At 51.3% G+C, this 14,013-nt stretch carries 15 protein-coding genes, 1 tRNA gene and 2 riboswitches; of the genes, 14 read left to right on the top strand and 2 right to left on the bottom strand.

Annotated elements, in window-relative coordinates:
- Position 1 precedes the first annotated feature (1 nt).
- The 4 genes from KIB08_RS04315 (at position 2) to KIB08_RS04300 (ending at position 4,088) form a co-directional block, all read left to right on the top strand.
- Positions 2 to 1,600: a putative polysaccharide biosynthesis protein gene (locus KIB08_RS04315; RefSeq protein ID WP_303990073.1), complete on the top strand. Its 1,599-nt coding sequence runs from the start codon at positions 2 to 4 to the stop codon at positions 1,598 to 1,600.
- Positions 1,600 to 2,643, top strand: a complete 1,044-nt coding sequence (gene mazG, locus KIB08_RS04310; RefSeq protein WP_303990071.1) for a nucleoside triphosphate pyrophosphohydrolase — start codon at positions 1,600 to 1,602, stop codon at positions 2,641 to 2,643. Before KIB08_RS04315 ends, mazG begins: the two co-directional genes overlap by 1 nt.
- Before the next feature lie 38 nt (positions 2,644 to 2,681).
- Positions 2,682 to 2,987, top strand: coding sequence for an HU family DNA-binding protein (locus KIB08_RS04305; protein WP_075938600.1), 306 nt, complete (start codon positions 2,682 to 2,684; stop codon positions 2,985 to 2,987).
- Between the two features lie 158 nt (positions 2,988 to 3,145).
- Positions 3,146 to 3,315, top strand: a riboswitch (cobalamin riboswitch).
- A 73-nt stretch (positions 3,316 to 3,388) separates the two neighbouring features.
- Positions 3,389 to 3,558: riboswitch (cobalamin riboswitch) on the top strand.
- A 446-nt stretch (positions 3,559 to 4,004) separates the two neighbouring features.
- Positions 4,005 to 4,088, top strand: a tRNA-Leu gene (locus KIB08_RS04300).
- 249 nt (positions 4,089 to 4,337) lie between these two features.
- Here the strand turns inward: KIB08_RS04300 and KIB08_RS04295 are convergent.
- Together KIB08_RS04295 and KIB08_RS04290 are read right to left on the bottom strand one after the other, a co-directional pair.
- Positions 4,338 to 4,562: a hypothetical protein gene (locus KIB08_RS04295; protein ID WP_303990067.1), complete on the bottom strand. Its 225-nt coding sequence runs from the start codon at positions 4,560 to 4,562 to the stop codon at positions 4,338 to 4,340.
- A 59-nt stretch (positions 4,563 to 4,621) separates the two neighbouring features.
- Positions 4,622 to 4,798 carry a hypothetical protein gene (locus KIB08_RS04290; protein WP_303990064.1) on the bottom strand — a complete coding sequence of 59 codons (177 nt, stop codon included), beginning with the start codon at positions 4,796 to 4,798 and terminating at the stop codon, positions 4,622 to 4,624.
- Between the two features lie 269 nt (positions 4,799 to 5,067).
- Here KIB08_RS04290 and KIB08_RS04285 point away from each other — a divergent pair, with 269 nt between their 5' ends.
- The 10 genes from KIB08_RS04285 to KIB08_RS04240 all read left to right on the top strand — a co-directional run bounded on the left by KIB08_RS04285 (position 5,068) and on the right by KIB08_RS04240 (position 13,748).
- Positions 5,068 to 8,487, top strand: a complete 3,420-nt coding sequence (locus KIB08_RS04285; RefSeq protein ID WP_303990207.1) for a pyruvate carboxylase — start codon at positions 5,068 to 5,070, stop codon at positions 8,485 to 8,487.
- Positions 8,488 to 8,560: 73 nt separating this feature from the next.
- Complete coding sequence (gene ylxM / locus KIB08_RS04280; protein ID WP_303990060.1) at positions 8,561 to 8,911, top strand: YlxM family DNA-binding protein; 351 nt, start codon at positions 8,561 to 8,563, stop codon at positions 8,909 to 8,911.
- Positions 8,893 to 10,248, top strand: coding sequence for a signal recognition particle protein (ffh, locus tag KIB08_RS04275; RefSeq protein WP_024048654.1), 1,356 nt, complete (start codon positions 8,893 to 8,895; stop codon positions 10,246 to 10,248). The genes ylxM and ffh overlap by 19 nt, the downstream gene beginning before the upstream one ends.
- Positions 10,249 to 10,277: 29 nt before the next feature.
- A complete protein-coding gene (rpsP, locus tag KIB08_RS04270; RefSeq protein WP_024048655.1) occupies positions 10,278 to 10,541 on the top strand; it encodes a 30S ribosomal protein S16 in 264 nt (87 codons plus the stop codon).
- Positions 10,542 to 10,555: 14 nt separating this feature from the next.
- Entirely contained in the window at positions 10,556 to 10,783 is a 228-nt protein-coding gene (locus tag KIB08_RS04265) for a KH domain-containing protein (RefSeq protein WP_024048656.1), read from the top strand.
- Positions 10,784 to 10,791: 8 nt separating this feature from the next.
- Entirely contained in the window at positions 10,792 to 11,199 is a 408-nt protein-coding gene (locus KIB08_RS04260; RefSeq protein ID WP_024048657.1) for a YlqD family protein, read from the top strand.
- Positions 11,199 to 11,705 (top strand): ribosome maturation factor RimM, encoded by a 507-nt coding sequence (gene rimM / locus KIB08_RS04255; protein ID WP_159822241.1) that lies wholly within the window; start codon positions 11,199 to 11,201, stop codon positions 11,703 to 11,705. The genes KIB08_RS04260 and rimM overlap by 1 nt, the downstream gene beginning before the upstream one ends.
- On the top strand, positions 11,695 to 12,423 hold the full coding sequence (gene trmD, locus KIB08_RS04250; RefSeq protein WP_159822239.1) for a tRNA (guanosine(37)-N1)-methyltransferase TrmD: 729 nt from the start codon (positions 11,695 to 11,697) through the stop codon (positions 12,421 to 12,423). Before rimM ends, trmD begins: the two co-directional genes overlap by 11 nt.
- On the top strand, positions 12,423 to 12,995 hold the full coding sequence (locus tag KIB08_RS04245) for an RNA methyltransferase (protein ID WP_024048660.1): 573 nt from the start codon (positions 12,423 to 12,425) through the stop codon (positions 12,993 to 12,995). Before trmD ends, KIB08_RS04245 begins: the two co-directional genes overlap by 1 nt.
- A 12-nt stretch (positions 12,996 to 13,007) precedes the next feature.
- Positions 13,008 to 13,748: a YebC/PmpR family DNA-binding transcriptional regulator gene (locus KIB08_RS04240; RefSeq protein WP_303990044.1), complete on the top strand. Its 741-nt coding sequence runs from the start codon at positions 13,008 to 13,010 to the stop codon at positions 13,746 to 13,748.
- The last annotated feature ends 265 nt before the right edge of the window (positions 13,749 to 14,013 follow it).

Here is a 14,013-nt window from a genome sequence, read left to right as displayed (position 1 = left end):
TGTGAGTAAAGATACATTTATTCGCGGGGCGATGATTTTAACGATCGCGGGCATCATCGTGAAAATCATCGGCGCGGTCAACCGTATTTTGCTATCCCGCTTACTGGGCGGCGAAGGCATCGGTTTATACCAGATGGCCTATCCGATTTATCTGTTGGCCTTAAGTATTTCGTCGGCGGGCTTGCCGGTGGCGATCTCGATCATGGTGGCGGAAAAGAACGCGATCCGCGACTACATCGGCGCGCAACGAGTATTTAAGATCTCGTCGTTGGCGCTGACCGTCACGGGCTTTGTTTTCAGTCTGCTTTTATACGTAGGCGCGCATTGGCTGGTCGATACGGGACTGGTGCGGGATCCGCGCGCGTACTGGGCGCTGGTCGCGCTTTCGCCGGCGATTTTTATCGTTACGATCGTTTCCTGTCTGCGCGGCTACTTCCAAGGCTTGCAGGAAATGAAACCGACCGCGATCAGTCAAATTTTGGAACAGTTGTTCCGCGTCGTGACCATGATCGCGTTCGCCGTTTTACTGTTGCCGTACGGTTTGGAATACGCGGCGGCGGGGGCGACGTTCGGCGCGTTCCCGGGCGCGTTGATCGCGCTCGTGGCGCTGGGAATATTCTATTACCGCGATCGCCATGAACGCCGGCGCATGCTGGCCGATCAGGATACGACGTTGCCGCGTGAATCGCTCAAAACGATTTTGAAACGTTTATTGGTGCTGGCGTTGCCGGTTTCATTGGCGAATATCATGCTGCCGGTAGTGGCCAACATCGATTTATTTGTCGTGCCGCACCGTTTGGCGGTGGCGGGATATTCAGTCGAGGAATCGACCGAACTTTTCGGATACTTGACGGGGATGGCGACATCGCTCGTGAACTTGCCGACCATTTTAACGGCATCTCTTGCCGCAAGCCTCGTGCCGGCGATTTCGGCGGCGTACATGGTGCATGACCGCGCGCAGATTTTCCGCCGTACGGATGTCGCCATGCGGATCGCCAATATTTTAACGATTCCTTCCTTTGTCGGACTTTGCGTCATCGCGACGCCGATTTCGCTCATGCTCTACGCTACACCGAATGCGGGATCGTCGATTCAGATCATGAGTTTCGGCATCTTTCTGCTGGGGGTACAGCAGGTAACGACAGGTATTTTGCAAGGTATGGGGCGGACGGCTATTCCGCTCATCAACATGGTCGTGAGCGCCGTCGTAAAATTTGTTTTGAACTGGACATTGACGGCGATACCGGCGCTCGGTATTCAAGGCGCCGCTTGGGCAACCAACGCCGATTTCGGTGTCGCGGCATTGTTAAATCTTTACTTCCTGCACAAATATCTTGATTACCGCATGGATTGGCAGCATACCGCGCGTATTTTCGCCGCCGCCATCGGTATGGGCGTCTTTACGTATTTCGGCTATACGAGCCTCGTGACGGCTGTGCACAGCAATACGCTGGCGACGTTGGGCGCGATTATCATCGGCATGATCGTCTATACGGTCGGTTTGATTTTGGCGAAAGGCATCTCGTCCAAAGATGTCGCCATGTTGCCTAAAATCGGACCGAAATTGGCGCTGCTCATCGCCCGTTGGGAGCATCGCTGATGCGACACGAGCAATGGCTGCGGGAACTGGGTTGGAACCCCGCTGACGGGTATCGCATTTGTGATGAGATTCCCTCCGAACGCGTGGTGCCGATTATATTGACGAAAGAAGCACTTGCAAAACTCGTCGGCACGCTCATTGCCGGCGAGTTTCGCGCATATCGCGATGGCATGTGGAAAAAATATATTGACGCGCCGCTGCCGGCGGACAGTGAAGCGGTAATATTGGCGCCGCGCGCGGCCGTTGCCGCGGAAGTGCTCACGCTCTACCGCATTATGAAAACATTACGCGGCGAAACGGGTTGCCCTTGGGATCGCAAGCAAACGCATGCCAGCCTGCGCCGTTACCTGATCGAAGAAACGCATGAAGTGTTGGACGCTATCGATCGGCATGATATGAAACTCTTGCAAGAGGAGCTGGGCGACGTTTTATTGCAGGTCGTTTTTCATAGCGAACTGGCGGCGGAACGCGGAGAATTTAATTTCGCTGACGTCGCGCGTGGCATCGCGCACAAAATGATGGTTCGCCATCCACATGTTTTTGGCGATGCGGACGGCCGAAAAGCCGATTTTTCCGATTTTGACTGGGAAAAACAGAAAAAAGTCCATAAAAAACGGCAAAATATCCTTGACGGCGTGCCTAAAGGCTTGCCAAGTCTTTTGTTAGCGTGTAAAATACAAGAGAAAACAGCACGTGTCGGCTTTGATTGGCCGTCGGTTGGTCCCGCATTGGAAAAATTGACAGAAGAATGGCAGGAAGTCCGTGAAGCTCTTTCTGAAGAAAGCCCAACTCATTTAGAAGAAGAGTGCGGCGATGTCCTCTTTGCGACTGTCAATGTTCTCCGTCATCTGGGAGTAGAGCCCGAAACCGCATTGCGGCGGGCGAACGCCAAATATGCTGAACGCTTTCATTTTATCGAAGAGCGGCTCCGTAAGATGAACAAATCTTGGGACTCAACGACTCCGGAAGAGTTGAGTGCGTACTGGAATGACGCCAAAGCGCAATTGGCGCAGCGTGGCGTAACGGGTTCACCGTTCGAGTGAGTTCGCAAAGCGGACTCTAATCAAGAGGAGGGTTCATAATGAACAAAACAGAATTGATTGCTAATGTTGCAGAGATGTCCGAGATTACGAAAAAGGATGCGGAAAAAGTCGTAAAAGCGATGTTTGAATGCATCAGCGAAACTTTGGCTAAAGGCGAAAAAGTTCAGATCATCGGTTTCGGTACCTTCGAAGTTCGCGAACGTAAAGCTCGTGAAGGTCACAACCCGTCGAATCCGACGCAGAAAATTAAAATTCCGGCTTCCAAGAGCCCGGCTTTCAAAGCTGGTAAACAGCTCAAAGAACGCGTTAACGTAAAACCGGCTAAAAAAGCTCGCAGAAAATAAGATACGTTCATAAAATAACGTATGAAATAACTCCCCGACAATGCTCGGGGAGTTATTTAGTATATAAAGTCGGTCACTATATAAAAAATAATGATTAAGGTGTGAATAGATACGATTTACATTTGACACTCGGTTTTACCTGTGCTACTATATACACAAGTTCAGATTGATCTATAGGTGCCGAAAGGCCATAGAGGGAAGCCGGTGCGAATCCGGCACGGTCCCGCCACTGTAAAGCGGAGCGAGTTCCAAAAGCCACTGGGAAACCGGGAAGGCGGAGCAAGCGATGATGCGAAGTCAGGAGACCTGCCTATGGGAAGTTTCCATTTGACCTACGAGCGATAGGGAAGGAGAATACGAGCGATACGCCGTGCCTCTTTGCCCGCGCAAAGAGCTTTTTAATTGCATATTTCCGTATGGATGCCGAAAGGCCATAGAGGGAAGCCGGTGCAAATTCGGCACGGTCCCGCCACTGTGAAGCGGAGCAAGTTCCAAAAGCCACTGGGAAACCGGGAAGGCGGAGCAAGCGATGATGCGAAGTCAGGAGACCTGTTCATATGCAGAACCCGTCAGACTCACGAGCGATGAGAAGGGGAGATTTGTTCTCTTCGCGTTGTGAGAGAACATTTTTTTCTTGGTAACTTGCTCTTAGGGGCAGTTATATAAAAGGATCTCAGGATCCGGTAACAAGATATATTGGCCTATGTATTGTTACATCCATCTCCTTGTGAAGAGGATACTGACAAGGAACAGTATTCTCTTCCCTCCTTTGTTAATCATGTCATGTGTATAATGATGATTCATCCCCCCACCCGGCAGAGAAAACTCTGCCTCTTTTTTTGTCATCTTATAGAGAAGTAAAAGAGATGCTTTTATTGCTATGTGATACAAAAGCAAATGCGGAAGATACGCACGGGGATTGAATAGCTCGATAACGCCAAATATTGACGGATGATGAACTCGTAGTATACAATAATCGCATACCCTTTGAGCGCGGTTTATTTCCGCGGAACGCTTGCGAGAGTGGCGGAATGGCAGACGCACCAGATTTAGGATCTGGCGCCTTCGGGCGTGGGGGTTCAAGTCCCTTCTCTCGCACCAATCTTTTTATATAGGTTTCCGTAGGTTTTCACAAGCGTTCAAAATAGGTATAATCGCCGTAACAATAGTGTTTGCGGCGTTTTTTTTATTTCCGTTGTTTTTCGTAAGTTTGCACGAGCTTGCCCTTTTTTTGCCCTTTTTGTTTTTCACTGATTTTTATCCGTTTTTGCAGGTCAAAACATGAGAAAGCTTTTAGGTACGGCGTTTTTGCCGACAAAAAAAGAGGCAGCAGATGCTGCCTTTTTTTATTTATTGCGGTTTGACCAAGACGCCGAACGGCGTTTCTTTATAGACGGTGGTGTCCAGCACTTCGGTCGCGTAGCGATAATAATCAAAATGTTTGTACACATACTCCAGGGTTTCTTTGTCGGCGGGATCTTTCACCAAGGATGTTTTTGGCATTTCCTGTAAAATATTGTACGCGGCGCCGTCTAAAGTGCTTTTGTAGAAGAAATCGAAAAGACAGGTGACCATTATGTCATCCGCTTCGGCGGGGCCATATCCTCATCTGGATAGACGTGCAGGTAGGCCAGCTATTCGGCGAGCAGGCGGTCATCGGTGAGGAGCGCTTCCGACAAGTGATCCCTATGCGTTTCACGGTAGGCGGCAAGCTCTTTCGTCAGGGGGGCTTCGTCGACGGTGAGGTCGTGTTCGGGAACGGCGTCTTGTAAATACTTGCGAGCGAGTTCGGCCAGATTGTCTTGGTTCATGGCGGTCTCCCTTACGAGAATAAGTAATGATGTAAAAACAGCGCGAATGATATTGGATATTTCCATACGTGTATTATAACAGCGGTTCTCAACGTTTCATGCGGTAAGGTTGTGTGTGCAAGGCGCGCGATATCCCATTATCATACCGGCCGACGGGAGCGCATGTATACATTACACATGACGCTGACGGTTGTGTTTTGGGGGAAGATTATTTACAATAGACGTAATGACTTAAAGGAGGGAACGATATGACGCAACAGCAAGAGACGATTCGTAAATTTAAAAGCGTACTGGTCGCCAATCGCGGTGAAATTGCGATTCGTGTCTTTCGCGCATGTAATGAGCTGGGCATTCGCACGGTCGCGATCTACTCGAAAGAGGACTCGCTATCCCTACATCGCAATCGCGCCGATGAGGCGTACTTGGTAGGGAAAGATAAATCAGCGATTGATGCGTACCTGGATATCGAAGATATTATTCGCGTCGCTAAAGAACAGGAAGTCGACGCGATCCATCCGGGGTACGGCTTTTTAGCGGAAAATCCTGAATTTGCACGGCGTTGTGAGGCGGAAGGGATTCGTTTTATCGGTCCGCGTCCGGAGCATTTGGAAATGTTCGGCGATAAGATTAATGCGCGCAAACGGGCTGAGGCCGCCGGTATCAAAATGGTGCCGGGGAGCAACGGTCCGGTAGAAAGCGCGGAGGCCGTCAAGGCGTTCGCGGAAAAAGTCGGTTTGCCGATTATCATCAAAGCGGTCTACGGCGGCGGCGGGCGCGGCATGCGCGTTGTCGAACGTTTGGAAGATATTGAGGAAGCGTTTGAACGTTCGACGTCGGAGGCGCAAATCAGCTTCGGTAACGGCGCGGTGTATCTCGAAAAGTACATTCGCAATCCAAAGCATATTGAGGTTCAAATCTTAGGCGACAACAAAGGTAATGTCGTGCATTTGTTTGAACGTGACTGCTCGATCCAGCGCCGCCATCAGAAAGTGGTGGAAATCGCTCCGGCCTTCGCGTTGCCGTTGGAGTTGCGTGAGAAGATCTGCGAAGCGGCCGTGCGGTTGATGAAAAATGTCAATTACGTCAATTCGGGTACGGTGGAATTTTTGGTCGCGCCCGAAGGTGAATTTTATTTCATCGAAGTCAATCCGCGTATCCAGGTCGAGCATACCGTGACGGAAATGATCACGGATATCGACATCGTTCAGACGCAAATTATGATTGCGGAAGGATATAATTTCGCCGATCCGGAAATCGGGATTCTCGCGCAGGATAAAATCGAGCATCACGGCAATGCCATTCAATGCCGCATCACGACGGAAGATCCGGAAAATCATTTCTTCCCGGATACGGGGAAAATTATCGCTTACCGCAGCGGCGGCGGCTTCGGCATTCGGCTGGATGCCGGCACGGCATACACCGGCGCGGTCATCACGCCGTACTATGATTCGCTGTTGGTGAAAGCGACCACGCATGCGCTGACGCATGAGCTGGCCGTGAAAAAGATGGCGCGCGTATTGCGGGAGTTCCGCGTGCGCGGTGTGAAAACGAATATTTATTTCCTGCTGAATTTGCTGGCGGCTCCGGAATTTTTGGACGGAACGTATGATGTGAATTTCCTTGATTCTCATCCGGAACTGTTCGAGTTGCCGAAACCGAAAGATCGCGGCACGAAGTTGTTGCGCTACATCGCGGATACGACGGTGAACGGTTACGCGCATGAAGGGCCGCAAAATAAGCCGGATTTCCCCGAACTCGCGTTTCCGGAAGCGAAGGGGCCTGCGCCGCGCGGCACAAAGCAGCTGCTCGATGAAATGGGACCCGAGAAATTCGCTAAATGGGTACAGGAGCAAAAGGAAGTATTCTTTACGGATACCACGTATCGTGACGCGCACCAGTCGCTGTTCGCGACGCGTTTGCGCAGCTACGATATTTTAGGCGCGATCGGCGCGACGGCGCGTCGTCTGCCGCAACTGTTTTCCTTTGAGAATTGGGGCGGCGCGACGTTTGATGTGGCGTATCGTTTCTTGGATGAAAGTCCCTGGGATCGTTTGCGTCGCATGCGCGAAGCGGCGCCGAATATTTTATTCCAGATGCTGACCCGCGGCGCGAATACGGTAGGCTATACGAATTATGACGAAACCGTTATTCGTCACTTCATCACGCAGGCGGCGGAACACGGCGTCGATGTTTTCCGTATCTTTGACTGCCTGAACAATCTGGATCATATGACGATCACGATTGATGAAGTGCGCAAGCAAAATAAACTCGCGGAAGTGGCGCTTTGCTACACGGGCGACCTGCTTGATAAAAAACGGCAGAAATACGATCTCGCTTACTATGTGAAAATGGCGAAAGAATGCGCGGCCGCCGGCGCGCACATGATCGCCATCAAGGATATGGCGGGGCTCATTAAGCCGGAAGCCGCCTACGCATTGACGGCGGCGATCAAAGATGCGGTCGATTTACCGCTGCACCTGCACTCGCATGAGGGCGCGGGAAATATGATTTATTCCTACGCGAAAGCGGTTGACGCGGGCGTTGATATCATCGATCTCGCGATGCCGGCATTTTCCAACGGCACGAGTCAGCCTTCGATGTCCACCATGTGGTACGCGTTGTCCGATCATCCGCGGCAACCGAAACTGGATATTCGCGCGGTGGAAGAATTGAATCAGTATTGGGAAGGCGTACGACCGTACTATCGCGGTGTCGATCATACCTCGTCGTATCCGAACACCACGGTTTACATGCATGAAATGCCGGGTGGCCAGTTCTCGAACTTGCGTCAGCAGGCGGCGGCTGTCGGTCTCGGTGATCGCTGGAATGAAGTTTGTGAACGGTACGCCGAAGTGAATATGATGTTCGGCGATATCATCAAAGTTACGCCGTCATCGAAGGTCGTCGGTGATATGGCGTTGTTCATGGTACAGAACGGTTTGCATGAACAGGATATCTACGAGCGCGGCAACACGCTGAGTTATCCGAAGTCGGTCATCGAATTTTTCGAAGGCAAATTGGGTACGCCGTACGGCGGTTTCCCGGAAAAATTACGCAACGTGATTCTGCGCGGCCGCGTGCCGGAAGGCGAACCGGTGCCGGCTCCGGTCGATTTGGCGAAAGTCAAAGCAGAGATGACGGAAAAAGGTTTGCCGACGCGACCGGAAGATGTTTCGGCCTATACCATTTATCCCGATGTCTTCAGCCAATACGCCGATCGCTATGAAAAATACGGTGATTTGTCCGTTTTGGATACGCCGACGTTCTTCTTCGGCATGACCCGCGGCGAAGAAATTCGCACGACGATTGAAAAAGGCAAGACGCTGGTCATTCGGCTGATGAGTATTCATCAACCGGACGAAAAAGGCAATCGCGTGGTGCAGTTTGAGTTGAACGGCATGCCGCGTGAAGTCGTCGTTCATGATAACAATCTGGAAACGACAATGACGGGCGGGCGCAAAGCCGAAAAATCCAATCCGGGCGAAGTCGGCGCGACGCTTTCCGGTTCGGTTGTTAAAGTTCTTGTGAACTTGGGTGATGCCGTGGAAAAAGGCGATCCTTTAGTCGTTACCGAAGCGATGAAGATGGAAACGAGCATTACCGCGCCGATCAGCGGCAATGTGGGCGATATCCTCGTCAAAGCGGGTTCGCGTATCGAATCCGGCGATTTGCTGATCGTGATTGAATAAAAAAGAGTGTCAAGCAAAAAGCTTGACACTCTTTTTTCCTCTTGCTATAATAAGCGGGTAAGAGAGGGCTGCGATGGAACTCAAAAAACTCGTTTGGCATGGGGAATTACTTGCCACTTACGGCGCATTGCTCGCCGAACGTCCCCGTCAATGTATGGAATTATATTATAATGATGACTATACGCTGGCTGAGATTGCGGACCGGTTAGGCGTGTCGCGGCAGGCGGTGCATGATAATTTGCAGCGCGCGCTGCGCGACTTGGAGCAATACGAAGCGGCGCTGAAACTGGTCGAAGACCAAAAGCGGCGGCGCGAAGTCATGGCGCGCATGGAACGTGATTTACCCCCGGCGTTTCTGCAAAAATGGCAGACGGAGTGGAAGATATTGAGCGGAAAGGAGAGCACATGGCATTTGAAGGTTTAGGCGAAAAGCTGCAACAGGCATTTGCGGATTTGCGCGGCAAGGGAAAACTTTCCGAACGCGATATCGACGCGGCTCTGCGTGAGATACGACGTGCCCTCTTGGAAGCGGACGTCAATTTCAAAGTCGCTAAAGATTTTATCGCCAACGTTCGCACCAAAGCGATGGGTGAGGAAGTATTCGGCAGTTTGAAGCCGGATCAGACGGTGATCAAAATCGTTCGCGATGAATTGACCGAGCTTTTGGGCGGCACCAGCAGTAAGCTGATGTTGAGTTCCAACGGCGTGACGGTCATCATGCTTGTCGGCTTGCAAGGCGCCGGTAAGACGACGACCGCCGGTAAGCTCGCGCTCATGCTCAAGAAAAAAGGGCGTAAGCCGCTGTTGGCCGCCTGCGACGTGTACCGTCCGGCCGCGATCAAACAGCTGCAGGTACTCGGTGAACAAATCGATATTCCGGTTTTCCGCATGGATGAGAAAGTCGATCCCGTACGGATTGCCAAGTACGCTTTACAAACGGCGAAATCATATGGTCAGGACGTATTGATTTTGGATACGGCGGGCCGTTTGCATATTGATGAAAAATTGATGGCCGAGCTGCAAAATATTAAAGCGGAAGTACATCCGCACGAAATTTTGCTCGTGCTCGACTCCATGACCGGTCAAGACGCGGTCACGACGGCGCAGGCGTTCGATGAAACGCTCGGCATCGACGGCACCATTCTGACGAAGATGGACGGCGATGCGCGCGGCGGCGCGGCGTTGTCTATCAAGGCGGTCACCGGCAAACCGATCAAATTGATCGGCGTCAGCGAAAAACTCGCCGACGGTTTGGAAGAATTTTATCCGGATCGCATGGCGGGACGTATTTTGGATCTCGGCGATTTGCAGAGTCTGCTCGAAAAGGCGCAACGCGAATTCGATGAAGACGAAGCCAAACGCATGCAGGAACAAATGGTTGCCGGCCAGTTCACAATGGATGATTTCCTCAATCAGCTGAATCAGATTCGGCGCCTCGGCTCGTTCCAGAGTATTCTCGGCATGATCCCGGGCATGGGGAAATTTAAAGACCAACTGAAAGATGTGGATTTGGAAGGCGGCGAGATCAAAAAGATCGAAGCCATCATTCAGTCCATGACACTGAAAGAACGACAGGAACCGAGCATTTTGAACGGTAGCCGCCGTAAACGCATCGCGCAAGGCTCGGGGACGCGTGTGCAAGATGTCAATCGTTTCGTCAAGCAGTTCATGGAAATGCGCAAGATGATGAAGCGGATGAAACGTTTCAATAAAAATAAGAATACAAAAGGCGGATTCAACTTGCCTTTTATGCCTAAATAAGATTATTTCACAAGGAGGTGAAAGAACAGATGTTAAAAATTCGTTTAACCCGTCGCGGCGCGAAAAAAGTCCCGTTCTACCGTATTGTAGTCATGGAATCTTCGCTCCCGCAGAGTGGTCGTCCGGCCGACACGATCGGTTACTACGACTCGGTCAAACAACCGGCGGAACTCAAAATTGACGAAGAAAAAGCGTTGGCATGGCTCGCCAAAGGCGCCCAGCCGACGGATACCGTACGCACATTGTTCCGGCAACAAGGCATCATGGCTAAATTTGCCGAACTGAAAAAGTAAGCGAGGCGATTAGCATGCAAGAATTGGTCACGGTAATTGCCAAAGCGCTGGTCCGCAATCCCGACGCTGTGCGCGTTGACGTTGTCACCAAAGGAGATCTCGAAGTGTATAAATTGCACGTCGCTCCGGAAGATATGGGCAAAGTCATCGGTCGTCAGGGTCGGATTGCCAAGGCGCTGCGCACGGTAGTGCGCGCAGGTGCCATTAAGGAAAACAAAAAAGTTACAGTCGATATCGTCTAGGAGGCAATATGGAAGAAATGATTCTTCGCTGCCCCGTTTTGATCAAGTCCAAGGTTACGCAGGCATTGAAAGACAACATGCTGCGCGAAGTGCAAACCAACCTGGGCCAGGTCGAACAAGAATTGCAGCAGATCGAATTTCAGGCCAAACGCCTGTTAACCGAACAGGCTCGCATTGATGCACAGGGTCTGATCAATTTGCGCGCGCAGATTGAACAGAATAAAGACAAACTGATGCAGATGAAAGCGAAGCTTACCGAAGAGCAAAAACGCATCAGCGAGCTTGAAATGGGCGCGGAAATTCCGCGCGGCCAAATGGAGCAGACCGTTACTGTCAAAGTCGGCGACGACTTGAACAAGTACATGGGAGCAGAAATTTTGCTGGAAGACGGCAAAATTATCGCGTTTCGCAACTGATGTCTACGGATATGCTGGTGGTCGGCCGGATCGTCGCCGCGCATGGAGTGCGCGGTGAGGTACGGCTGAAACCGGACACGGACCGACCGGAGATGTTGACGGCGTTGCCGCATCTTTACTTGGGCGGCAACCGTTACCAAATCCAAAGTGCGCGTTTTCATAAACAAATGCTGATTGTGCAGTTCAAAGGCATCACTGACCGCAACGCGGCGGATGCGTTAATCGGCCTTTGGGCGGAACTTCCTCGCGAAGAACTGCCGCCGCGCGCGCAAGGACAATTTTATATTGTCGATTTGGTCGGCATGGAAGTCGTCACCGAAAGCGGCACCGTGCTCGGTACCTTGCAGGATGTTTTACAGCCGGGAGCCAACGATGTGTTTGTCGTGCGCGGTGAATGCGAAGAAATTCTCGTTCCGGCGCTGAAACGTGTTGTGAGTGACATCGATCTCGATGCCAAACGACTCACGGTGACCGACGAGTTCTGGGCGAACTATCATGAAAATTGATATTGTCACGCTCTTTCCGGAATTTGCCGATGCTTTTTTTTCTCATAGCATTATTTCGCGAGCCCGCCAAGCGGGCTATTTGACGTTAGGTACAGTCAATCCGCGCGATTTTACGGATAATAAATTCCGGCACGTCGATGATACGCCATACGGCGGCGGCAACGGCATGCTGCTGCAAGCCGAGCCGATCTTTAAAGCGGTCGAGAGCGTTTTGCCGCAAAAAACGCCTGACGCCCGCGTGATTTTACTCAGTCCGACCGGCTCGCCTTTTACGCAAAAAAAGGCGAGCGAGCTGACGAGATACGAGCACTTGGTACTCGTCTGCGGTCATTATGAGGGCATTGACGCGCGCGTGGAAGATCATCTGGTCGACGAAAGCATTTCCATCGGCGACTACGTGCTCACGGGCGGAGAATTGCCCGCGTTCATTGTGGCGGACGCCGTGGCGCGTTTGCTGCCGGGAGTTCTCGGCACGCACGCCAGCGCGTTTGATGAATCGTTCATCGAGGGCACATTGGAATATCCGCAGTATACGAAGCCGGCGGAATTTCGCGGGTATAAAGTACCGGAAATATTGCTGTCGGGTCATCACGCCAATATCGCGCGGTGGCGTCGCAAGCAATCATTGTTGCGCACGCGTGAGCGCCGTCCCGATTTATGGCGAAAACTGGTATTAAGCGATACCGACCGAAAATTACTGGCAGAGGAAGATACTTGATGGCGCATTTTTCTATCGGACTTGTCCATTATCCTATTTATAATAAACACGGCGACATCATCACAACGGCGCTGACCAACTATGATATTCACGACTTGGCGCGGTCAGCGACGACTTACGGCGTGGAAAATTATTATATTATCCATCCGAACTTTGCCCAGCGCAAGCTGGCCGAGGAAATCATGGAGCATTGGCAGACCGGGTTCGGCAGTACCTATAATCCGGATCGCAAAGACGCCTTCGCCCATGTTAAGCTTCGTGAAAATCTCGCGCAAGTACGGGAAGAAATTCATCGCGAAACGGGGCATCCGCCGCAAATCATTACCACGGATGCGCGTACTTACCCCAATACCGTCACATACCGGCAGGTACGGGAATGGTTGCAAACCACCGACAACTCATACTTGCTGCTTTTCGGTACGGGGTACGGCATGACGAAAGAAGCCATGCAATCGTTCGATTATATTTTAGAGCCGATTTACGGCGCCGGCGCTTACAATCATTTGAGCGTACGGTCCGCGGCCGCCATCATGTTGGACCGCCTTTGCGGAACCGAATGGTGGCAAGCATAAGGGGGAATTTTCATGTCCGGACACTCTAAATGGTCCAACATTAAACATAAAAAAGGTAAAAACGACGCCATTCGCGCTAAAATTACGACGAAAATCGGTAAGGAAATTACCGTAGCCGCTCGCTTGGGCGGCGCCGATCCGACCGGTAACATGCGTTTGAAACTCGCCTTGCAGAAGGCGCGTGAAAACAACGTTCCGAAAGACAACATTCAGCGCGCCATCCAGAAAGGGATCGGCGCAACCGACGGCGGCGACTACGAAGAAATTACCTACGAAGGTTACGGCCCGTCCGGCGTCGCTCTTGTGGTCGAAGTCATGACCGATAATCGCAACCGCGCGGCGGCTGACGTACGCCATGCCTTCTCCAAGCACGGCGGCAACCTCGGTGAATCCGGCAGCGTCACCTGGATGTTTAAACGTAAAGGCGTGTTCGTTCTCCCGGGCGATGCCGGTGATGAGGAAGAACTCATGATGATGGCGCTTGACGCCGGCGCGGAAGACTTCAAAGATGATGAAGACGACTATGAAGTATTAACGACTCCGGAAAATTACGATGCCGTCGAAAAGGCATTTCAAGACGCCGATATTGAAATGACGATCAGCAAAATCACCATGGTGCCCGACACCACCATCGCCTTAGACGGCGATGACGCCCGCAAAATGCAAAATCTGCTGGACGCGTTGGATGATCTTGACGATGTCAAAGACGTTTACAGCAACGCGGAACTGCCCGACGACGAAGAGGAAGAATAATAGAAGCAAAAAAAGACGATGCGAGCGCATCGTCTTTTTTATTTTACAAAATAGATTGGCAATTATAATAAAGCGCGTCAAGATATGAAACATAAAATGCAAGCACTAAAAAAACACTCCGAAGAGTGCTTTTAGCCTACATAGGCAGAGCCCCGAAGGGCGATGTGGATAAATTTTTATTTGTACTCATAGTACCATGCATATAAAACAGTTGAAAGGCAAAAAAATGAAGATGCTGGTCAGGAAGAAAAGTATCTTCACTTTA

The sequence above is a fragment of the Negativicoccus succinicivorans genome, assembly GCF_018372215.1.
GTDB lineage: Bacteria > Bacillota > Negativicutes > Veillonellales > Negativicoccaceae > Negativicoccus.
The sequence above is the reverse complement of the archived record's forward strand: the minus strand, read 5'-3'. Positions and strand labels throughout refer to the sequence as shown.